Source organism: Photorhabdus machadonis, from assembly GCF_052657765.1.
The window spans coordinates 2,427,908-2,447,915 of sequence record NZ_CP199761.1; the positions used below are offsets into that span (position 1 = coordinate 2,427,908).

The window sequence follows — 20,008 nt, forward strand, 5'->3', positions numbered from 1 at the left end:
TAATTCACTGATACTAACGTTCGTTATGAAGTAAGCAAGAAATTTTTTCATAAAATGCTGGAGGCAACCGATTACATTCTGTATAATGCCGCAGCAATATTTTATTCCTTAAATTGTCCGCAGCCTGGTGAGATATTGCTTATGTTACGAATTAAAAAAGAAGCTTTAACCTTTGATGATGTTCTGTTAATTCCTGCCCACTCTTCTGTTCTGCCTAACACTGCTGACCTGTCTACTCAACTGACTTCCACTATTCGCCTGAATGTTCCTATGTTGTCTGCGGCGATGGATACCGTAACGGAATCCGGCTTGGCTATTGCACTGGCTCAGGAAGGTGGAATTGGTTTCATCCATAAAAATATGTCTATTGAGCGTCAGGCAGAAGAAGTTAGTCGGGTGAAAAAACATGAGAGTGGTGTTGTGGCAGACCCCGTCACTGTGACGCCTAAAACCACGCTGCGTGAAGTTCAGGCACTGACAAAACGTAATGGTTTTGCTGGCTATCCTGTTGTTACCGAAGGAAATGAGTTAGTTGGTATTATTACGGGTCGTGACGTTCGTTTCGTTACTGATCTGGATCAGCCGGTTACTGCGGTAATGACACCTAAAGAGCGTCTGGTAACGGTAAAAGAAGGTGAAGCCCGTGATGTTGTGTTACAAAAAATGCACGAAAAACGGGTTGAAAAAGCGCTGGTGGTTGATGGAGACTTTTATCTGCTTGGCATGATCACGGTTAAGGATTTCCAGAAAGCGGAACGTAAACCTAATGCCTGTAAGGATGAGCATGGACGTTTACGCGTTGGGGCTGCGGTTGGTGCGGGTGCCGGTAATGAAGAGCGTGTTGATGCGTTGGTTGCCGCCGGTATTGATGTTCTGTTGATTGATTCATCACACGGTCATTCTGAGGGGGTATTGCAGCGTATCCGTGAAACCCGCGCTAAATACCCGAATCTACAGATTATAGGCGGTAACGTGGCGACGGGAGAAGGTGCAAAAGCGTTGGTAGCGGCTGGTGTCAATGCGGTTAAAGTCGGTATTGGTCCTGGTTCTATCTGTACTACCCGCATTGTGACAGGTGTCGGTGTGCCACAAATTACCGCTATCTCTGATGCGGTTGAGGCGCTGGAAGGCACAGGGATTCCGGTTATTGCTGATGGTGGTATCCGTTTCTCTGGTGATATTGCAAAAGCAATTGCCGCTGGGGCCTCTTGTGTCATGGTTGGTTCCATGTTGGCAGGAACGGAAGAATCCCCAGGAGAGATTGAGCTGTTCCAGGGGCGTTCATTTAAATCTTATCGTGGAATGGGCTCTCTGGGCGCGATGTCTAAAGGTTCTTCCGATCGCTATTTCCAAACTGATAATGCCGCAGACAAATTGGTACCGGAAGGTATTGAAGGTCGTGTTGCCTATAAGGGGTTGCTGAAAAACATTATCCATCAGCAAATGGGCGGCCTGCGTTCCTGCATGGGGCTGACTGGCTGCGCAACTATTGATGAATTGAGAACCAAAGCTGAATTTGTTCGCATTAGTGGTGCTGGTATTCAGGAAAGCCATGTTCACGATGTAACCATCACTAAAGAGTCTCCAAACTATCGGTTAGGCCTGTAATTCCTATTTATTGTGGCCTGAATAGGGCCACTGACTCTTTTTTATTTTTACTTTTTGGAATTATCCGCACATGACAACTAATATCCATCAGCACCGCATTCTTATCCTTGATTTTGGGTCGCAATATACTCAGTTGATTGCTCGTCGTATCCGTGAAATCGGCGTTTACTGTGAACTTTGGGCATGGGATGTAACGGAAGAACAAATCCGCGAATTCAACCCAAGCGGTATTATTCTTTCCGGTGGCCCGGAAAGTACCACAGAGCAGGGAAGTCCACGTGCACCTGAATATGTTTTTAACGCCGATATTCCTGTACTGGGTGTCTGCTATGGCATGCAAACTATGTCGATGCAATGCGGTGGTAAGGTAGAAAGTTCTACTGAACGTGAATTCGGTTATGCTCAGGTTGACATTAAAGCGGAAAGTGCATTGCTTCGTGGTATCCAAGATTCGTTGAATGAGCAGGGTAAACCATTACTGGATGTATGGATGAGTCATGGTGATAAAGTCACTGCAATACCGGCGGATTTTATCACTATTGCCAGCACTGATGCCTGCCCGTTTGCCATTATAGCAAATGAAGAAAAACGTTTTTATGGTGTACAGTTCCATCCGGAAGTCACCCATACCCATCAAGGGCAACGGATACTGGAACGTTTTGTATTGGATATTTGCCAATGTGAAGCTCTGTGGACTCCTGCTTCGATTATTGAAGATGCGGTTATACGCCTGCGTGAACAGATTGGTGATGATCACGTTATTTTGGGGTTGTCCGGTGGTGTTGATTCCTCTGTCACTGCATTATTACTGCATCGTGCAATTGGCAAACGTCTGACCTGTGTATTTGTCGATAACGGTTTACTGCGTTTGAATGAAGCCGATCAGGTAATGGAAATGTTTGCTGGTAAATTTGGGCTGAATATCGTCCATGTTCCCGCAGAAGATCGCTTCCTTACTGCATTGTCTGGCATCAATGATCCGGAAGAAAAACGCAAAACCATTGGCCGTGTGTTTATTGAAGTGTTTGATCAAGAGGCAAGTCAACAGACTCAGGTTAAATGGTTGGCGCAAGGCACTATTTACCCGGATGTTATTGAATCAGCGGCTTCTGCGACAGGTAAAGCACACGTCATCAAATCTCACCATAACGTAGGTGGTTTGCCGGAAGAGATGAAACTGGGTCTGGTGGAACCGCTGAAAGAGTTGTTCAAAGATGAAGTTCGCAAGATTGGTTTAGCGTTGGGATTGCCTTATGACATGCTGAACCGCCATCCATTCCCAGGTCCTGGTCTGGGTGTTCGTGTCTTGGGTGAAGTGAAGAAAGAGTACTGTGATCTGCTGCGTCGGGCAGATGCTATCTTTATTGAAGAGCTGCACAAAGCTGATTTGTACAATAAGGTAAGCCAGGCATTTACTGTATTCCTGCCCGTTCGTTCTGTGGGTGTTATGGGGGATGGCCGTAAATATGACTGGGTTGTCTCTTTACGTGCAGTAGAAACAGTCGATTTCATGACTGCACATTGGGCGCATTTACCTTATGATTTCCTTGGCCGGGTTTCTAACCGGATTATTAATGAAGTCAATGGAATTTCAAGAGTTGTGTATGACGTCAGCGGTAAACCGCCTGCGACGATTGAGTGGGAATAATGGCATAATCTTTTCCTGCTATTGATAATGATTAGAAAAACCAGTAACTATTTTAGTTACTAACTTAGAACTGCACCTAAAAGTTGGATATTAAACCAACCACTGAGGTGCAGTTTTTTATGGATAAATGCTCATGAGAATTTAAGTTGAATGTTGTTGAAGATTCTTTGCTTGGAGTAGCAGTTAGTCGAATTCATGTTCAGAAGTTTGGCAAGGTCTATGGGGCTTGTGGTGTATTTATGTTGTAGTCATTGAGATTCTGACGTGAAGAGGGATATAAGTGAAATGCCCCAACAGAGTGGAGCGTGAGTTAATCAATTGTGTGCAGCTTTGGTCAATATCTCACTGATCCACTGATTAACGCTTTTCCCTGAAACTTCCGCTGCAATGTTTATTGCCGAGTGAATTTCCGGAGGAATGCGTAAGCTGATTTTACCACTGACTGGCCGTTGAGGAGCGCGTCTACGTTCAGCACAGTAAGTCAAATAATCATCTATTGCCTCTTCAAAAGCAGTGCGTAATTCGGTCACATTATCAGCATGAAAACCGATCACATCATTGATGCCAGCAATATGACCGATTAGACACTGATCTTCATCGCTATATTCAATTTTCGCGGCATAGCCTTTATATATCATAGTATTCATGGTGTTATTCCTATAGCCTCAAGAAATGTTCTGGCATCACGTACCTGATAAGCTTTAGCTTCCTTTTCAGGATGAGGACGATGAAATGAAGCAACAATATGATTAATTTCAAATCGAACGCGTGAGCCGTTTCCTTCTGTTACTATTGCACCTAGTGCTACAAACAGTGATTCAATTTTACGCCATTCCATTGTCGTTGGTGTCGGACTGGCGAAGATGGTTCGTAGATTTTTTTTTGTGTTTGGCGCTTAATTTATTCATTAAGAATTCTTCCAATGACCCTACAATTGAGGGGGGTGTTATCTCCACCAAGACGTTATTATGATATCATTCTTTGATATCACTTCAAGTGATGATCAGATATTTAATCACCAATTCATCGGTAGATAGTTACTCTTTTGTTAATGTCATGGTGAAGTTGATGAAAAATATTCATTGTGAGAGTATTATATTGATGTTTATAAATTAAAATTCCAATAGACATTAAGGTAATCGGAAAAGGCTCTTTATTATGGTGATGTGATTTAATAATTAAACAATATATAATCACCAGCAATGTATTTGTGGCTATTTTATTTTACCTATAAATATTAGGCAGAGTAAGGGCTTATGACGATATAAAGATTGGTTTTTTTACTCTAGCCTATATTGATTTATCTTATATAATATTGTGGATTTCTGTTCAAAACATAAATAATTAAAATCGTTGTTACAGTACCGCTTCCGATAATGCCTGCTAACCAATTATGCCCATTTAATCCTAAGATTAAAGCGACAAATAGAGAGGTAAAAGTCAGTAACAGCCCACAATTTTGTCCTCTTATTCTTTTTCTTATTGTCTGTTCTAAGGCAATTTTTTCCATTTCATGCCTATGCTTCTGTTGTTGTTCGATTAAGATTAAGAATCTATCCGTTGCCCCTTTTGTATATCGTTCATAAATAGTTAATATTTCCGAATCAGGAAGCGGGTAATATAATGGGTTGATATCACTTGAAGAGATTTGTTTAACTATTTTCGGGTGTTTTTTGTTTATTCTCTTGGCCATATATCGTCTCTTTCCCTGTAGATAATATAATTTCATCATTGAATTGCTTCAGTACAACAGCAAAATCTGCGCGGACTTTATCCAGATCATCTGATAAAGTATCAACATCACTCTTTGATGGAATAAGATCAAAATAGTTTGTATTCGGCATAATATCGAATTTTGGTGAAATAGATCTTAATTTATTAAAATATTGTATGAAAATGTTCATTATATTACCTGTATTATTAGCTGTTTATGTTAGTTAACTCATTTATTAATAACGGGTATTTTCTTGATTTCTTATTGGAAAATAATACCTGATAAATATATTTACTCCATAAAAATATTGCGAGCTGGCTCAAAAATAATTATGAAAATAGTGGAATTTAATTTCATTCAAAATAATGATTAATCGCTTATATAGAACTATTAAGTCGTATGATTTACGATGAAAAGTATCAGAATATGCTATAGTATCCGCTGATTTTTACTTATTTTTGGGAATCATATGTCTTATCAATGCCCCTTATGCTATCAACCTTTATTGCTAACCCGGCAGCAATGGCGCTGTGAAAATAATCATCAGTTTGATTGTGCTAAAGAAGGGTATGTCAATCTGATGCCTGTTCAGTATAAAAGGTCCAAAGAGCCAGGAGACAGCCCGGAGATGATGCAGTCAAGAAGGGCATTTTTGGATTCAGGATATTATCAGCCATTACAACAACGCGTTTCAGAACTGCTGGAAAAGTATCTGCCAGAAAATGCAGATAGTTTGCTGGATATAGGATGCGGTGAAGGTTACTACACCGCTGCGGTTGAAGAGCGGTTAAGCAAGGGGCGTAATCTTAACATCTATGGGTTAGATGTCGCTAAGATCGCGGTGCGTTATGGCGCTAAACGTTATCCTTCTGTCAGTTTCTGTGTCGCATCAAGCCATCGTTTGCCATTTGCCGATAAGTCTCTTGCTGGGGTGTTGCGAATTTATGCCCCTTGCAAAGCAGAAGAGTTGGCAAGAGTAATTCAGTCACAAGGAATCGTGCTGACAGTGACGCCTGGCCCTCGACATCTTTATCAGCTCAAGGAGTTGATTTATCAAAGTATTCATCTTCACCCATTGAAGACAGAACAAGTGGCAGGATTTGAATTGATAACAGATGAGTCATTATCTTATCCAATGAAATTAGATGGAATACAAGCGTATCATTTATTACAGATGACGCCATTTGCCTGGCGGGCAACTGAAGAGGTGAAAAAAGGACTGGCAGATAAGGCGCTGTTTGAATGCGAAACTGATTTTATATTGCGGGTTTATCAACGCATTAGGTAATCAGGATTTCAGCCCAAAATACAGTTCTTGAGAGGTTAATATTTTGGGCTGAAGGTGTTATTTCGCATACATAAATAATTCGAGATGCTCAAATAAGATATTGAAACCAATCGCAATCAGAATAAACCCACCAATAAATTCAGCGCGTTTGCCCAGCAGCGGGCCAATATAGCGGCCAATTAACATCCCCAATGTTGCCATAATCATTGTCATCATACCGATAGCGATAGCCGTATGCACGATATTGACCTGAATAAAAGCAAGCCCGATACCGATTGCCATTGCATCCAGGCTGGTGGCAATGGCTGTTGTTATCAATACTATTGAGTTATTGCGGCAGGGTGATTCACACTTTTTTTCCTGATTTACTTTAAAACTTTCTGTAATCATTCTACAACCTAGAATAAATAACAGAGTGAAGGCAATCCAGTGATCCCACTCCATAATATATTGGCTGGTATAAAACCCTATAGACCAGCCAATCAGTGGGGTACAGGCTTCTGCCAAGCCAAATATCAAACCAGTACGAATTGCCTCACGAAAATGTGGTTTATGTAGTGCGGCCCCTTTACAAATTGCAACAGCAAAGGCATCCATTGAAAGCGCTAAAGCTAAAATAAGGGTTGCGTACATATTCATTAAAATAACCTCGGTTGGGTGTTTCCATATACATATAACCCACCCCCAACCAATGATAGTATTATATGCTATGGTCTTGCCAACCGAAAAATAAGGCTGCCCGCACCACGTTTTACTTTTAAACGAGCGTGTTGATACGAGCTTTTCAGAAAAATTGACTAAACTATTTCTCTGAAACAGGCTACTCCCCATGACTTTTTAAAAGATAGCATAATAATTCAAAAAGGGAAAATAATATTGTTTTTAGGATTGAGGTGTGATGTCGATAATAGTTATCATTATCTATTGTGTGGTAAAAATGTGGCAAAAATAAAAGCCAGCATCAGGCTGACTGTTTATTATTTTTTCATTTATTATTAATGTTTATCTATCTATTTTCGATGAGAAATTTATAAATCTTTTCTAAATCATCAAGTTGGCTTACTGAGATATATAGCTTCTTATTTTCCAAACCAATAACCAAGATGCCATCTTCAGATAAATTTATGGTTTTTATCCGATCATAGGAAATAAATGTGTTTGCATAGAAGAAACCGTTATTTTTAAATAACAATTTAGGTGAGCGTATATAGGCAATATAAATAGTCACCAGGATAGTAAATAACAATAAATATGTGGTTAAACGGCTGCCATAAGCAGTGATGTTATTATAAACAACAATAAGTGTCAGGATAATAAAGATGAGAGCATCAATTTTGTGCTTTCTTTTTAGCTTTATTTGTAAGCAAGTTTTCCCTTTCAGCAGATTAACCACAAATTCATCATAGACAGCGAAAGCCAGCATTAATACGATTAAACCTACTAATACCATATCATTAAGGCTCATTCTTTAATCCCTGTGTTGCTGTAAAAAAGAAAATTCGGGGGAGGAATTCCCCCTTCCCCGAATAGATTAACTATAGACTGAGGAAACCAAATCTGGCACCAATAATCCCCAGAATAAAGAAGCCAATAATAATCCATAGGGCATTGACTTTATTTCGTAATAGCCACATACAGGCAAATGTCAGTAACAGTGGGACCAGTCCCGGCATCAATTGATCGAGGATATTCTGAACTGTGGTTATTGTATTTCTACCTGTTTGCTGGTTAGGAATTTCTGATACAACCAGCGGGATATTGACTTTCGTCCATTTATTAACTAATGCCCCCATGACAAACAGGCCAAGAATTGACGCCCCTTCCGTCATTTTTTGCAGAAAACCACCCCCCATATCCTGAACGATATCGATCCCTTTCTTATAGCCATAAGAGATACCTGAATAAAGAACCAACAGGCGTACCAGGTTAAATAAGAAGAAGAACAGCACAGGCCCAAGCCAACTGCCACTCATGGCGAGACCCGCTCCCAGAGCAGCAAACACCGGGCGGACTGTGCCCCAGAAAATCGGGTCACCAACACCAGCCAGTGGCCCCATCAAACCGACTTTGATGCCGTTGATGGCACCATCATCAATCGGAGCACCGTTAGCGCGCTGTTCCTCCATTGCCATCGTGACACCCAGTACAGGCGCGACGACGTAAGGGTGAGTGTTGAAGAATTCCAGGTGGCGTTTAATTGCTTGTTTACGCTCATCGGTATTTTCTGGATACAGGCGACGAAGAACCGGAACCATAGAGAAACAGAAACCCAAAGCCTGCATACGTTCAAAGTTCCATGAACCTTGGAACACATTAGAACGGAGAAATACACCGCGGATATCACTTGGTGTTAGTTTTTTCTGGTCTGCTGTCTGAGCAGTAGTTTTTGTTGTATCTAACATGTTGCTCATCCTCTTAATCTAATTCGTTATCAAGGTGGTTATTGGCGTGTTCAGGGGCAGCAACCACTTGAGGTTTGTTATATTTGGGGCTTAACTGGATGTACAGTACGGCCATAACAATACCAATAATACCTAATGCAACTAGGTTGAAGTCAGTGAAGGCTGCTGTGACAAAGCCCAGGTAGAAGAATGGCATCAGGTAGCCGGCACGCATCATATTGATGACCATGGCGTAACCAACCACCACGATCATTCCCCCCGCGATGTTCAGGCCATCTGTTACGACTTTGGGGATAGACGCGAGTAATTGCTGGACTTCATTGGTACCAACAGATAATGCGACAATCAGGGCAGGGATGGCGATACGCATAGCCTGGAGCAGTAATGCGGATAAATGGATAAAGCTGATAGCCCGAAGGTTACCACGTTCTGCTGCGTTGTCAGCGGCATGTTGGAAAGCAACAGTGATAGTACGTACAATGATGGTCAGTACTTGTCCCGCAGCTGCCAGAGGAATAGCCAGGGCGATACCCTCACCAATATCACGGCCACCAGCAATGACCAGGATAGTTGAGATGATGGATGCTAAGGCAGCATCAGGGGCAATTGCAGCACCGATATTCATCCAGCCAAGCGCGATCATTTCCAGTGTGCCGCCGATAATGATACCGGTTGTCATATCACCAAGAATGATCCCAATTAAGGTACAAGCCACAAGTGGGCGATGGAATTGAAATTCATCAAGAATGGAATCCATTCCGACTATACAAGCTACGATGAATATCAATGCAATTTGAACAACGGTAATTTCCATTGTTTGTCTCCTATAACCAAATTAAATCTGGTAAGAAATTTTTGTCATTGAGTAATAGTTAAATTGCTCTGGTTTGTTTTTCGTTTTTAACCTTCTGGAGCAGATCCATCATTTGCAGACGGCTGTCACTGGCAACTTTACGGGCTTCAAGTTCAATGCCACGTTCATCCAGTTTTTTGAAGGCCGTAATATCGGTTTCATCAACGGATATTGCGTTATTAATCTGAGTTTTTCCCTGACGGAATGCCATTCCACCGATGTTTACAGATGTAATATCAACACCATCTTCGACCAGACGTAAAACGTCTGTTGGATTTGTAAACAGCAGCATGACCCGCTCATTAGCGTATTTGGGGTTGTTATAAACGCGACCACATTTGGCAACGTCAATAACGTGAGCACTGATCCCCGGTGGAGCAACCTGTTTTAGCAAGGTGGCACGGACAGTATCGGCAGCAACTTCATCACTGACGACAATGATCCGTTTCACATTGGTTTCTTTTGTCCAACGAGTCGCAACCTGACCATGAATAAGGCGGTCATCAATCCGGGCTAATGCTATTTTCATATGACCACCCGCTGATGGGGTAAATGAAGGTACAGTATCCGGCGTTACCGGTTTAGCGGGTTCAGCTTTTTGGGGTTCTTCCGTTTTCAGGGCCCGAATGCCTTCTCTTCCTGTTTCCAGAGCAACAGAAACCAGTTCTGTCAGAGATGGGCCGTCATCCCGGCACATAAAGGTTTCAACCAACATCGGAACGTTAACCCCGGTGATGATCTCATAATTCTCTTTATCTACCGCGATACGGTTAGCTGCATTGAATGGACTTCCTCCCCATGTATCCACAAGGAACAGAACACCTTGTTCTGTGTTAAGTGCTGCAAGTTTACTGCTGTATTTTTCAAATAAAGTATCGGCATTTTCACCAGGAACGAAGTCAATATAAGAAACATTTTCCTGTTCCCCAATTAACATCTCTGCGGTACGAAGCAGTTGTTCAGCCGCCGCTCCATGTGTGCCAATCATAATGGCTATACTCACCTGTTTTCCCCTCTGTTAACAATATAAACGCAGGATTATTACAAAGTTACTCCAATAATTTTGATGATTCATTCCTCCAATAAAAAACATGTTTGTACGAATAATAATCTTTTATCAATGTGATACCTGAATATTTGACTTGATTTAGACTTTATCTCTTATTGACTGAAAAAATAGGCTGCTAGATTAACATTAGAAATACCTGAGGAAAATTGCTGTCAGTCAGAAAAAATGAAATAGATAAAAATGTTAACCATAAAACAATTTAATAAGCTAAGCATTGTAAAATTAATCTATAATTATCTGTATTTTTTCTTTTTTTGGTTATTTATTCTGTTTCCGGTAACATCTTTTTAATTAAAAATTAAAAATATATTCATCTTTTTCGATCGAAAAGTGATCATTGTGAGTTTTTGGCTAAAAAATATCCCTACTTAAAAGTAGGGATATTTTGATGGCAGAAGAATTTACTGATCAAAAAACAGGTTATTTATTTGATTAATCGCACTGAACTTTAATCGCCAGACCACCACGGGATGTTTCACGATATTTAGCGTTCATGTCTTTGCCTGTTTCGTACATGGTTTCAATGACTTTATCGAGAGAAACACATGGTTCACTGGTACGGCGCAAAGCCATGCGGGCAGAGTTGATGGCTTTTACTGAAGCAATTGCATTTCGTTCAATACAAGGCACCTGTACTTGGCCTGCAACCGGGTCACAGGTAAGGCCAAGGTTATGCTCCATGCCGATTTCAGCTGCAATACAGACCTGTTCTGCACTTCCACCCAGCAGTTCAGCAAGGCCGGCTGCTGCCATTGAACAGGCAACACCTACTTCCCCTTGGCAACCAACTTCAGCTCCAGAGATAGAGGCATTCATTTTATACAGAATGCCGATAGCGCCGGATGCCAGAAAATAGCGGATATACAGCTCTGGTGTTACAGGCTCAATGCAATGGTTGTAATAAGCGAGTACGGCAGGAACAATGCCACAAGCGCCATTGGTTGGTGCGGTAACAACACGCCCACCTGCGGCATTTTCTTCATTGACTGCCAGGGCGAACATGTTCACCAGATCCACGACATTCATTGGATCATTAGATAGGTTGTTTGATGAGGTCAGCATACGATGTAATGCTGCTGCACGGCGTGGTACACGCAATGGGCCAGGCAAAACACCTTCTGTGTTCAAACCACGATCAATACAAGCCTGCATGGTCCCCCAGACATCAGCAAAATAAGCGTTAATGTCTTCTTTACTGTGGAGATCCAGTTCGTTTTTCATCATCAAACCGGAGACAGATAGTCCGGTTTTATTACAATTCATCAGCAGTTCTTTTGCTGAATTGAATGGATATGAAACAGGTTTGATATCCAGAGAGGGTTTACCAAAATGTGCTTCATCAACAATAAAACCACCACCAATTGAGTAGTAGGTTTTGCTATAAACTTCTTTGTCTCCCGCGAATGCATGAATTTGCATACCATTTTCATGTAACGACAGGTTATCATTACGGAAAACCATGCCGCTATCATGTGGGAAATCGACTTCATGTAAGCCATTGGCCAGCTTAATACGCTGAGTTTGCTCTACATCACGAATAAAACCGGGGATTGAATCAATATCAACGGTAGCTGGCAAATTACCTGCCAGACCCATGATAATGGCTATATCCGTATGATGACCTTTGCCGGTTAATGAGAGTGAACCGTAAACATCAACGGCTACACGCGTGATAGAAGGCATTAAGCCCTGGTTTACCAGATCGTCGACAAACTGTTTGCCGGCTTTCATCGGGCCAACTGTATGAGAACTAGATGGGCCAATACCGACCTTAAACATGTCGAAAACGCTAATCACGCCAGACTCCTTAAAAAAGATAGAGATATAGTTATATATATTGGGGCACGCTACTTTACTGTGATTTAGTCGTGTTGATAAGTGAGTTTACAGTTTTTTTTGAATTATGATAGCAACTGTGACAAAAATGGATAAAAAAAACACAAGTTGATTATTTCGCATGATTTAGATCAAACTTGAACCTGTTGAGCTAATTGATAAATGATAGCGGCGGTCAGGCCCCAGATAAGTCGTCCCTGATACCAGTGAAAATAGATGCGATGTTGCTGACCACGGCGGTTAACATCAAGATAATGATAACTTGAAAGAGAAAGCGCTTCAGATAAAGGGACTTCGAATATACTGGAAACTTCTGTCGGGTTGCTGTGGAAAGACAACTTTGGGGGTAATAACCCGACAATGGGTGTCACCAGATAACCGCTAATGCTGTCTAAGGGCATGAGTTGCCCCAAAACGTTAACTTCCTGATGGGGGATGTTGACTTCTTCTTCTGCTTCTCGCAGTGCTGTTGCAATGATTGATTTGTCTTCGGGATCAGCAACCCCACCGGGAAAGGCTACTTGACCAGCGTGTGATCGCAATGTGGTGGCGCGCTGGGTCAATAATAGCGTGGGTTTCGGTTTGCAGATGATCGGTAATAACACTGCGGCATGACGGGTGTTATTTGCAAGCCGTTTAGGGGGCAATGGAATCTGTAGCTGGAATCTGTTAATGAAATCAGATAGTGGCATCATATCGATTTGATTTTTCCCAGTTGCGGTAAAATACGATTCAATTTATCAAATGTTTCCTGATACTCGTTTTCAGCAATACTGTCGGCAACAATTCCGCCACCTGCCCAGCAATATATTTTTTCTTTCTCGGTCAAGAGAGTACGAATAGTAATATTACTGTCCATTGTGCCACAAAAGCTAATATAGCCAATTGAACCACAATATCCATGCCGGCGATGAGGCTCAAGTTCTTCTATTATTTCCATTGCTCTGATTTTAGGGGCACCGGTAATAGAACCGCCTGGAAAGCAGGCGCGCAGTAAGTCCGTGGCATGTTGTTCATTTGGTAGTGCTGCGGTAATTGTGCTGACCAGATGGTGAACAGCAGGGAATTTTTCAACGACAAATAATTCAGGAACTTTAACTGATCCCGGTGTGGCTACCCGGCCAATATCATTACGTAATAAATCGACGATCATCAGGTTTTCAGCCCGGTCTTTTTTTGATGCCGCCAGTTTTTTGGCTTGTAATGCATCCTTTTCTGCGTCATTTAAGCGCGGTAATGTTCCTTTAATTGGACGAGTCTGGATTTGTTTATTTTCCAGGAGTAGGAAACGTTCAGGAGAGACACTGATGACACTGTTTTCTGGTAAACGAATAAAGGCAGAAAAAGGTGCGCAATTGCTCTTATTCAGTTTTATGAATGCTTGCCATTCATCTCCCCGGTAATCAGCGCAGAATCGCTGTGCCAGATTAATTTGATAACAATCGCCCTCCAATAAATAGTCATGAATACAGCTAATTTTTTCATTATATTGCTTTGCACTCATATTTGATTGCCACTCGCTGGTCAGCATAAAAGCCGTTTTTGGCGAAGCCTGTTGGGATATAAGCCAGTTCAGGCGAGCATTAGCATCACTGTAGCTGAATAAAGTCACCTCTTTTTTATGATGATCAACAATCAGCGCCCAGTCATAAATCCCTATTGCCATATCTGGAAATGACAACTCATTTTTGGCTTGTGACGGTAATTCTTCGATACAACGCCCAAGATCATATCCCCATAGGCCCAGTGCACCACCTTGAAATGGCAAATCAGGATCAAACTTTGCTGAAATATTTAACTTCTCCAGCTGTTTTTTTAGCAGATAGAAGGGGTCTTCTTCAGTAATATAAGTATCACCATGTTCATTTATTGTGGTTGATTTCCCATGACTGAGAAGGGTTATCAATGGTTCTGCAACCAGAATATCAAACCGGTTATGGGGATGATTTGCAGAACCAGAATGGAGTAGCATTGCCCAAGGCTGGCTTGAAATCGGTGCGAAATAATTGATGGCAGCGTCTGATTGATAAGGTAATTGTCGTTTTTGCAGTAAAGTACTCATTATGGTGTTGGTTTTAACCGTTGTAACGCAAGAGTTGGCATTGATTTTCATCCCCAGAGATTAACATAGAAATCCACTCCTTACCTGAGATAAAAATCGCTATACTCTTCGGCGTCGATCAGTTTATTTAGAGGTTATTATCATGTTTTCAAGTATGCCAACCTTATCTCATCAAGAACAGCAACTGGCAGTGGAGAAAATTCAGCAACTCATGGCTGAGGGAATGAGTAGTGGGGAAGCAATTAGGTTGGTTGCTCAAGAGATTCGCGAACAGCATCGCACAAAAGAGCAGGTTAATGTCATGTTTGATGATGAAAAATCAATATAATTAAATTATTTATTTAACAATAATCACACATTTGTTTTGCCTGGCATGTTAGGTTAGCTCCATATTTAATCTCTTATTTTGAGATATTAACAGGAGGTAGTATGAAAGCATGTCATATCATTAAGAGAGTTGTCCTATCAGGTGCTGCGCTTTTGCTCATTGCCTCATTCGCAGCATCTGCTGTGTCAGTGAGCAAACGTGTTGATAAATTTGTTTCTTGCGATAATTTAACCAAATCGCAAATCGCCGCTCAGGTAAAACGTGATTTTCTGCAAAACCGTATCAACCGTTGGTCAGAAGATAAAAAGCAGTTGGGGACATCTGCTCCTGTGGTGTGGGTCAATGAGGAAAATATCACTGGTGATAAAGATATATTAAAAATTCCCCTTACTGTTCGCGGTTCTAAGCGTGACAAAGATTACCGTGTTGTTGTTGATTGTCAGCAAAATACGATTAGCTATATACCCTATGGATTTCAAGATGCATCGCGACGGCAAGGGAGCGAATCCCCGAGAGCATAGAAAACGATGTGACCGGGGTGAGTGAGCGCAGCCAACAAAGAGGCAACTTGAAAGATAACGGGTATAGTGAATTGAAATAACATTTTCTGATAGTTATCTCTACCCGTCATTAGATGGATACCCGATTTGGTGTTAGCCAGTAAAGGAAATGTTATGTCAGAATTGAAAAAATTATATCCTGCCTGTGAAGCTTACCGTTCTGGTTATTTGGACACAGGTGATGGTCATCAAATCTATTGGGAATTATGTGGTAATCCTAACGGTAAGCCTGCCGTATTTATTCATGGCGGACCAGGCGGTGGTATTGCCTGTTATCATCGTCGGTTATTTGATCTTAAAAAATATCATGTCATGTTATTTGATCAGCGTGGCTGTGGGCGTTCAAAACCTCATGCCAGTCTGGAAAATAATACCACCTGGCATTTAGTTGAAGACATTGAGTGTTTGCGTCAATTAATGGGAGTGGAAAAATGGTTGGTATTTGGGGGCTCATGGGGTTCCACTTTATCTTTAGTTTATGCTCAGACTCACCCTCAACGAGTTTCTGAATTAATTCTTCGGGGCATTTTCTTACTGAGGCCGCAGGAGTTGCACTGGTATTATCAGGATGGCGCTTCTCATTTTTTCCCTGACAAATGGCAACGAACGATATCTATTTTGTCGGAGGAAGAGCGAAAGGATATTATCGGAGCATATAATAAGCGGCTGATTAGTGATGATCGTCAGGTTCAATTAGAAGCAGCTCGCCTCTGGAGTTTGTGGGAAGGAGAGACGGTAACATTGCTTCCTTCAGAGAGTACGGAATCTTTCGCAGAAGATGAGTTTGCCTTGGCGTTTGCCCGAATTGAGAACCACTATTTTATCAATGAGGGTTTTATGAATGACGATCAGCAATTGTTGAACAACATTGACGTTATAAGGAATATTCCGGCAGTCATCATTCATGGTCGATATGATATGGCTTGCCGGGTGCAGAATGCTTGGGATTTGGCACAAGCATGGCCGGAAGCAGAATTACATATCATTGAGGGGGCAGGACACTCATTTGACGAACCGGGTATTTTGCATCATCTGATTAATGCAACGGATAAGTTTGCAGAGCAATAATTTGATACAACCACCGGTTATCCGGTGGTTGTTCATTCTCATTAGATGATCAGCGGCTTTTTGGCTCGTAAGGTAAACGGGAAAATTGTTTGGATAACTGGCGATAATGCACTAAACGTTGTTGAAAATATTCCCTAAGGTGTGTGGGTTGTCCCTGTTCGACGGTGTCAGGAAGTACCGGCATATTGTAACGTTCTTTAAAAGCTACACCCGATGCCGCCAAATCAACATTGACTTTATCCATGTTCTCAGTAGAAAGGCCGGCCAGATTATGTCCCATAAGTGTCTCGCTGAATTGAAACCCAAATTCACAAAGCGATAAAGTTAATCCAGACTCGCTTTTCTGGCAAGGGCTGAATTGATTATTTTATAAATATAAATAATATTCATTATCATTAAATATAAAAATCTCTGAGTGGATGTTATTTTGTAAATAAAATTCATTTTCATTTAAATATATTAAATGAGATTCATTTCTGTTTGTGTTTTTTGTAAATATGTTTATATTTCAATGCAATACATGTATTTAATTTATTTTTGCTTGTTGGGTTTTATTATTTTAATATAGTTGGCATAATACAGGTAAATTAATAACTGGAGTGCCTATTATGTTAAATCAAGAAATGGTCAATAAATTAAATGAGCAGATGAATCTGGAATTCTATTCTGCGAATTTATATCTGCAAATGAGTGCATGGTGCAGTGATAATGGGTTAGCAGGTGCCGCTGCGTTTTTTAAATCACACTCTCAGGAAGAAATGCAGCATATGCATCGCTTGTTTGATTATTTGAGTGATACTGGTGCAATGCCACGTTTGGGACAGATTGATGCGCCTTTGGCTGATTATGAATCCATATCCCATGTACTCAAGAGAACTTATGGGCATGAGAAATTTATTACTGCTGAAATTAATAAACTTGCCCATTTGGCGATAACTACGCAGGATTATTCTACGTTTAACTTCCTGCAATGGTATGTATCAGAACAGCATGAAGAAGAGAAATTGTTCAAATCTATCCTTGATAAACTGGATATGATTGGCGAAGATGGTAAGGCGCTCTTCTTCCTGGATAAAGATCTAAAAGCTTTGGCTGCTGCAAATCCTGTTTGACTGAATGGGATGAATTAACCGCAGTATTAGCCTGAAATAGCGTTAGATATTTCAGGCTAATACTGCGGTTTTCCTTTATTTTTGCGCGATGGTTCACAAGACGAAATTCTCATTGTAAGTTATCGCGGATAAAATCATCCTTTTGGTATAAGATGATATCAATTTATAGAAGTTCATCTGAAAATTAAGAGGTCATTTATGGCTATTAGCAAAATTCACTCTTTTTGCCGAAAGTTATCGGCTTTAGTTGTCCTTTTTGTCGGTATGTCTTGCCAGCAGGCTTTAGCCCATGCGCATTTAACAGAACAAATTCCAGCCGAAGATACGACAGTAGAAAATACACCACAGGTAATCACTTTGAGTTTTTCAGAAGGTATTGAGCTGAATTTCAGTAAAGTAAAAGTGACTGGTCCGGAAAATAAACCTATAAAAACGGGTAAATTAAATCTTGATCCGGCAACCAATACAAAACTTATTCTTCCTGTCGAAGATAAGCTGGTGGCGGGTAAATATGATGTTGACTGGAGCGTAGTCTCTGTTGATGGGCATAAGACTAAAGGCGTCTATAGCTTTACAGTTAAGTAATTATGTCTCTGATCGCGCTGTATACCCTTTGTCGCTTCACTCATTTCGTGGCAGTCATGTTGATGTTTGGGTTCAGCATATTTACTGCCATACTGGTTCCCGATCGTTTATCTGCTCTGATTGATACCCGTCTCCGTCTGGGGGTAATTATCAGCACGATTGTGGCACTCATAACGGCAATTGGCTGGTTGGCAATGCAAGCGGGGATAATGGGGGATGGTTGGCAAGATACTTATAATCTAGATATCTGGCTGGCAGTACTGGGAACAACTTTTGGCAAAGTTTGGCAATGGCAAATACTGGCTTCAATAGTTGCTACAGGGTTATTGTTTATCAATAACCCAAAAACCAGAAATATTATGATGTTAATCATCTCTGCCATTTTACTGTCTTGTCATGCTTTTATTGGTCATTCGGTAATACATGATGGGATAACAGGCGTTTTCCATCAGATTAATCAGGTAATTCACTTATTGAGTGTTGGATACTGGTTTGGTGGATTATGGCCATTTTTGTTGTGTCTGCAATTTTTGCGTATACAAAGTGAATTGGCTGTAGGGCTGGATAAACAGATCATGATTTCTATGATGCGTTTTTCCATGTATGGTCATATTGCAGTAATTCTTATTATTGTTACAGGCACCATCAGTAGCTTGATTTTGCTCCCTGATTGGCCGGAATATAGTGGCAGTGAATATCAATCAATGCTATGGATAAAGATAGCACTGGTGGCGGGTATGGTGGTACTTGCATTAATTAATCGCTATATTTTGGTTCCTAAATTGAGGCAACCCGGCCGCTATCAATTGTTAGTTATCAATAGTTGGGTTGAAATTATGCTTGGAGCATTGGCTTTATTCTGTGTTGCTGTTTTCGCCACTTATCAGCCGGTTTGATTTTCTTAACTCACTCCTTGGTCTCAGTAGGGGCTATTGGTGCGGTCTGTTCTTGACAACAAAATATAGAGTGAATATGGACGGCGTGCAGGAATGGAGTGTGCAGGTAGTGCGGGAGAATGAATCTGCTTCTCTCGCCCTTATATCTACATTGGTAACTATTATGAAACGTTTATTTTTATTACTTCCCTTGTTTTCTCTCTCTTTTCAAAATGTTGCTGCACCTATTGAAACGGTGAGTAAGCTACAGTTTGGTGATAAATGGGCATTTACACGGGAAGAAGTGATGTTGGATTGCAGAGCAAATCGGGCTCTGTTTGTGATCAATCCAAGTACGTTAGTGCAATACCCATTGAATGATATAGCGACAGAGATGATGAGGATAGGGAAAGTGAATGCGAAGTCTTTGGATATTATTCTATTGAATGATAGCAAAAATCCGGCTCAAAAAATGAGTATAGAGCCATTCCAGCAAGCAGCTCTGTCATTGTGTGATAAAAAATAATGCCATTGAGTTAAGCGGCAGTCTGATATTTGGCTATTTATCACCCCAAAAATTGGTAAAATGCCATATGTCAGCTACGCTTTAAACTGTAAGTTGTTTACGTCTCAATGACACTTTTAGCGCACGGTTCTTTAAGAACCATTTTCCCTAGGCCGAGTAGAGGAGTTAACTCGGCCTTTTTTTGTCAAAAGTTTTTTGGACATCAGACCACCCTCATAATCCATGCATGTTTTTGTCTGTCATAATGTTTCCTGTATAGCAGAATGTGCTTATCGTTTAGTAAGGCGGGAATACTGGTATGTTCATCCCACCCATCCAGTTGCATACAAAGCTCGTGGTCAGAATTACAAGGAATGCTAATGGTAGTGTCGTCTTCTTCGGTAGGTGAAGATAGAATAGCATCATCAATTTCGTAGCTGGAAATTCTTAACTTTGTCTGATTCATGATGGTTCCTTCATTTTTAGTTAACAGGT

The 20,008-nt window shown here is 41.0% G+C and carries 24 protein-coding genes; 10 read left to right on the forward strand and 14 right to left on the reverse strand.

What is annotated here, in order from left to right:
- The first annotated feature begins 141 nt into the window (after window positions 1-141).
- Together guaB and guaA are read left to right on the forward strand one after the other, a co-directional pair.
- Window positions 142-1,608 carry an IMP dehydrogenase gene (gene guaB / locus ACUN2T_RS11540; RefSeq protein WP_445497579.1) on the forward strand — a complete coding sequence of 489 codons (1,467 nt, stop codon included), beginning with the start codon at window positions 142-144 and terminating at the stop codon, window positions 1,606-1,608.
- Window positions 1,609-1,678: 70 nt separating this feature from the next.
- On the forward strand, window positions 1,679-3,256 hold the full coding sequence (gene guaA / locus ACUN2T_RS11545) for a glutamine-hydrolyzing GMP synthase (protein WP_445497580.1): 1,578 nt from the start codon (window positions 1,679-1,681) through the stop codon (window positions 3,254-3,256).
- 314 nt (window positions 3,257-3,570) lie between these two features.
- Here the strand turns inward: guaA and ACUN2T_RS11550 are convergent, their stop codons facing one another.
- The 4 genes from ACUN2T_RS11550 to ACUN2T_RS11565 form a co-directional block, all read right to left on the reverse strand.
- Window positions 3,571-3,903, reverse strand: a complete 333-nt coding sequence (locus ACUN2T_RS11550; protein WP_445497581.1) for a type II toxin-antitoxin system HicB family antitoxin — start codon at window positions 3,901-3,903, stop codon at window positions 3,571-3,573.
- Window positions 3,900-4,094: a type II toxin-antitoxin system HicA family toxin gene (locus ACUN2T_RS11555; RefSeq protein ID WP_445497582.1), complete on the reverse strand. Its 195-nt coding sequence runs from the start codon at window positions 4,092-4,094 to the stop codon at window positions 3,900-3,902. The genes ACUN2T_RS11550 and ACUN2T_RS11555 overlap by 4 nt, the downstream gene beginning before the upstream one ends.
- Before the next feature lie 462 nt (window positions 4,095-4,556).
- Window positions 4,557-4,949: a DUF2335 domain-containing protein gene (locus tag ACUN2T_RS11560; protein WP_445497583.1), complete on the reverse strand. Its 393-nt coding sequence runs from the start codon at window positions 4,947-4,949 to the stop codon at window positions 4,557-4,559.
- Window positions 4,909-5,160, reverse strand: a complete 252-nt coding sequence (locus ACUN2T_RS11565; RefSeq protein ID WP_445497584.1) for a hypothetical protein — start codon at window positions 5,158-5,160, stop codon at window positions 4,909-4,911. Before ACUN2T_RS11565 ends, ACUN2T_RS11560 begins: the two co-directional genes overlap by 41 nt.
- A 279-nt stretch (window positions 5,161-5,439) precedes the next feature.
- Between ACUN2T_RS11565 and rlmA the strand changes: the two genes are divergently transcribed.
- On the forward strand, window positions 5,440-6,258 hold the full coding sequence (gene rlmA, locus ACUN2T_RS11570; protein ID WP_445497585.1) for a 23S rRNA (guanine(745)-N(1))-methyltransferase: 819 nt from the start codon (window positions 5,440-5,442) through the stop codon (window positions 6,256-6,258).
- A gap of 57 nt (window positions 6,259-6,315) precedes the next feature.
- Here rlmA and mntP read toward each other — a convergent pair whose 3' ends face one another.
- From mntP to pabB, 8 genes are all read right to left on the reverse strand, one after another.
- Window positions 6,316-6,897, reverse strand: a complete 582-nt coding sequence (mntP, locus tag ACUN2T_RS11575) for a manganese efflux pump MntP (RefSeq protein WP_445497586.1) — start codon at window positions 6,895-6,897, stop codon at window positions 6,316-6,318.
- A 367-nt stretch (window positions 6,898-7,264) separates the two neighbouring features.
- A complete protein-coding gene (locus tag ACUN2T_RS11580) occupies window positions 7,265-7,723 on the reverse strand; it encodes a DUF986 family protein (protein WP_445497587.1) in 459 nt (152 codons plus the stop codon).
- A 70-nt stretch (window positions 7,724-7,793) separates the two neighbouring features.
- Window positions 7,794-8,660, reverse strand: coding sequence for a PTS mannose transporter subunit IID (locus ACUN2T_RS11585; RefSeq protein ID WP_445497588.1), 867 nt, complete (start codon window positions 8,658-8,660; stop codon window positions 7,794-7,796).
- 13 nt (window positions 8,661-8,673) lie between these two features.
- Window positions 8,674-9,474, reverse strand: a complete 801-nt coding sequence (locus tag ACUN2T_RS11590) for a PTS mannose/fructose/sorbose transporter subunit IIC (protein ID WP_036837986.1) — start codon at window positions 9,472-9,474, stop codon at window positions 8,674-8,676.
- Window positions 9,475-9,532: 58 nt separating this feature from the next.
- On the reverse strand, window positions 9,533-10,516 hold the full coding sequence (gene manX, locus ACUN2T_RS11595; protein WP_445497589.1) for a PTS mannose transporter subunit IIAB: 984 nt from the start codon (window positions 10,514-10,516) through the stop codon (window positions 9,533-9,535).
- Between the two features lie 498 nt (window positions 10,517-11,014).
- Window positions 11,015-12,379: an L-serine ammonia-lyase gene (locus ACUN2T_RS11600; protein ID WP_445497590.1), complete on the reverse strand. Its 1,365-nt coding sequence runs from the start codon at window positions 12,377-12,379 to the stop codon at window positions 11,015-11,017.
- Between the two features lie 170 nt (window positions 12,380-12,549).
- Window positions 12,550-13,113 (reverse strand): CoA pyrophosphatase, encoded by a 564-nt coding sequence (locus ACUN2T_RS11605; RefSeq protein WP_445497591.1) that lies wholly within the window; start codon window positions 13,111-13,113, stop codon window positions 12,550-12,552.
- Complete coding sequence (gene pabB, locus ACUN2T_RS11610) at window positions 13,110-14,480, reverse strand: aminodeoxychorismate synthase component 1 (RefSeq protein WP_445497592.1); 1,371 nt, start codon at window positions 14,478-14,480, stop codon at window positions 13,110-13,112. Before pabB ends, ACUN2T_RS11605 begins: the two co-directional genes overlap by 4 nt.
- Before the next feature lie 142 nt (window positions 14,481-14,622).
- On the opposite strand from pabB, the gene ACUN2T_RS11615 reads away from it, so the two are divergent.
- From ACUN2T_RS11615 to pip, 3 genes are all read left to right on the forward strand, one after another.
- Window positions 14,623-14,808 (forward strand): YoaH family protein, encoded by a 186-nt coding sequence (locus tag ACUN2T_RS11615; protein WP_445497593.1) that lies wholly within the window; start codon window positions 14,623-14,625, stop codon window positions 14,806-14,808.
- A gap of 101 nt (window positions 14,809-14,909) precedes the next feature.
- Entirely contained in the window at window positions 14,910-15,329 is a 420-nt protein-coding gene (gene yebF, locus ACUN2T_RS11620) for a protein YebF (RefSeq protein WP_445497594.1), read from the forward strand.
- 153 nt (window positions 15,330-15,482) lie between these two features.
- The gene (gene pip, locus ACUN2T_RS11625; RefSeq protein ID WP_445497595.1) at window positions 15,483-16,436 is read left to right on the forward strand and encodes a prolyl aminopeptidase; all 954 of its coding nucleotides are present in this window, start codon (window positions 15,483-15,485) and stop codon (window positions 16,434-16,436) included.
- Between the two features lie 49 nt (window positions 16,437-16,485).
- Here pip and ACUN2T_RS11630 read toward each other — a convergent pair whose 3' ends face one another.
- Window positions 16,486-16,716, reverse strand: coding sequence for a DNA polymerase III subunit theta (locus tag ACUN2T_RS11630; protein WP_445497596.1), 231 nt, complete (start codon window positions 16,714-16,716; stop codon window positions 16,486-16,488).
- 328 nt (window positions 16,717-17,044) lie between these two features.
- Here ACUN2T_RS11630 and ftnA point away from each other — a divergent pair, with 328 nt between their 5' ends.
- The 4 genes from ftnA to ACUN2T_RS11650 all read left to right on the forward strand — a co-directional run bounded on the left by ftnA (window position 17,045) and on the right by ACUN2T_RS11650 (window position 19,534).
- Window positions 17,045-17,548 (forward strand): non-heme ferritin, encoded by a 504-nt coding sequence (gene ftnA / locus ACUN2T_RS11635; RefSeq protein ID WP_445497597.1) that lies wholly within the window; start codon window positions 17,045-17,047, stop codon window positions 17,546-17,548.
- 198 nt (window positions 17,549-17,746) lie between these two features.
- Window positions 17,747-18,133, forward strand: coding sequence for a CopC domain-containing protein YobA (gene yobA / locus ACUN2T_RS11640; RefSeq protein ID WP_445497598.1), 387 nt, complete (start codon window positions 17,747-17,749; stop codon window positions 18,131-18,133).
- 2 nt (window positions 18,134-18,135) lie between these two features.
- Window positions 18,136-19,029 carry a copper homeostasis membrane protein CopD gene (gene copD / locus ACUN2T_RS11645; protein ID WP_445497599.1) on the forward strand — a complete coding sequence of 298 codons (894 nt, stop codon included), beginning with the start codon at window positions 18,136-18,138 and terminating at the stop codon, window positions 19,027-19,029.
- A gap of 163 nt (window positions 19,030-19,192) precedes the next feature.
- Window positions 19,193-19,534 carry a YebY family protein gene (locus tag ACUN2T_RS11650; RefSeq protein WP_445497861.1) on the forward strand — a complete coding sequence of 114 codons (342 nt, stop codon included), beginning with the start codon at window positions 19,193-19,195 and terminating at the stop codon, window positions 19,532-19,534.
- A gap of 202 nt (window positions 19,535-19,736) precedes the next feature.
- Here the strand turns inward: ACUN2T_RS11650 and ACUN2T_RS11655 are convergent, their stop codons facing one another.
- Window positions 19,737-19,979 carry a DUF1480 family protein gene (locus tag ACUN2T_RS11655; protein WP_445497600.1) on the reverse strand — a complete coding sequence of 81 codons (243 nt, stop codon included), beginning with the start codon at window positions 19,977-19,979 and terminating at the stop codon, window positions 19,737-19,739.
- Between the last annotated feature and the right edge of the window lie 29 nt (window positions 19,980-20,008).

Coding starts and splice junctions, on each gene's coding strand:
- ACUN2T_RS11650 (WP_445497861.1), top strand. CDS start 19,193: ATGAAACGTTTATTTTTATTACTTCCCTTGTTTTCTCTCTCTTTTCAA.
- ACUN2T_RS11550 (WP_445497581.1), bottom strand. CDS start 3,903: ATGAATACTATGATATATAAAGGCTATGCCGCGAAAATTGAATATAGC.
- rlmA (WP_445497585.1), top strand. CDS start 5,440: ATGTCTTATCAATGCCCCTTATGCTATCAACCTTTATTGCTAACCCGG.
- copD (WP_445497599.1), top strand. CDS start 18,136: ATGTCTCTGATCGCGCTGTATACCCTTTGTCGCTTCACTCATTTCGTG.
- ACUN2T_RS11615 (WP_445497593.1), top strand. CDS start 14,623: ATGTTTTCAAGTATGCCAACCTTATCTCATCAAGAACAGCAACTGGCA.
- ftnA (WP_445497597.1), top strand. CDS start 17,045: ATGTTAAATCAAGAAATGGTCAATAAATTAAATGAGCAGATGAATCTG.
- ACUN2T_RS11585 (WP_445497588.1), bottom strand. CDS start 8,660: ATGTTAGATACAACAAAAACTACTGCTCAGACAGCAGACCAGAAAAAA.
- ACUN2T_RS11555 (WP_445497582.1), bottom strand. CDS start 4,094: ATGGAATGGCGTAAAATTGAATCACTGTTTGTAGCACTAGGTGCAATA.
- ACUN2T_RS11630 (WP_445497596.1), bottom strand. CDS start 16,716: ATGGGACATAATCTGGCCGGCCTTTCTACTGAGAACATGGATAAAGTC.
- mntP (WP_445497586.1), bottom strand. CDS start 6,897: ATGAATATGTACGCAACCCTTATTTTAGCTTTAGCGCTTTCAATGGAT.
- yobA (WP_445497598.1), top strand. CDS start 17,747: ATGGCTATTAGCAAAATTCACTCTTTTTGCCGAAAGTTATCGGCTTTA.
- ACUN2T_RS11580 (WP_445497587.1), bottom strand. CDS start 7,723: ATGAGCCTTAATGATATGGTATTAGTAGGTTTAATCGTATTAATGCTG.
- ACUN2T_RS11655 (WP_445497600.1), bottom strand. CDS start 19,979: ATGAATCAGACAAAGTTAAGAATTTCCAGCTACGAAATTGATGATGCT.
- ACUN2T_RS11590 (WP_036837986.1), bottom strand. CDS start 9,474: ATGGAAATTACCGTTGTTCAAATTGCATTGATATTCATCGTAGCTTGT.
- yebF (WP_445497594.1), top strand. CDS start 14,910: ATGAAAGCATGTCATATCATTAAGAGAGTTGTCCTATCAGGTGCTGCG.
- ACUN2T_RS11605 (WP_445497591.1), bottom strand. CDS start 13,113: ATGATGCCACTATCTGATTTCATTAACAGATTCCAGCTACAGATTCCA.
- ACUN2T_RS11560 (WP_445497583.1), bottom strand. CDS start 4,949: ATGGCCAAGAGAATAAACAAAAAACACCCGAAAATAGTTAAACAAATC.
- guaA (WP_445497580.1), top strand. CDS start 1,679: ATGACAACTAATATCCATCAGCACCGCATTCTTATCCTTGATTTTGGG.
- pabB (WP_445497592.1), bottom strand. CDS start 14,480: ATGAGTACTTTACTGCAAAAACGACAATTACCTTATCAATCAGACGCT.
- guaB (WP_445497579.1), top strand. CDS start 142: ATGTTACGAATTAAAAAAGAAGCTTTAACCTTTGATGATGTTCTGTTA.
- pip (WP_445497595.1), top strand. CDS start 15,483: ATGTCAGAATTGAAAAAATTATATCCTGCCTGTGAAGCTTACCGTTCT.
- ACUN2T_RS11565 (WP_445497584.1), bottom strand. CDS start 5,160: ATGAACATTTTCATACAATATTTTAATAAATTAAGATCTATTTCACCA.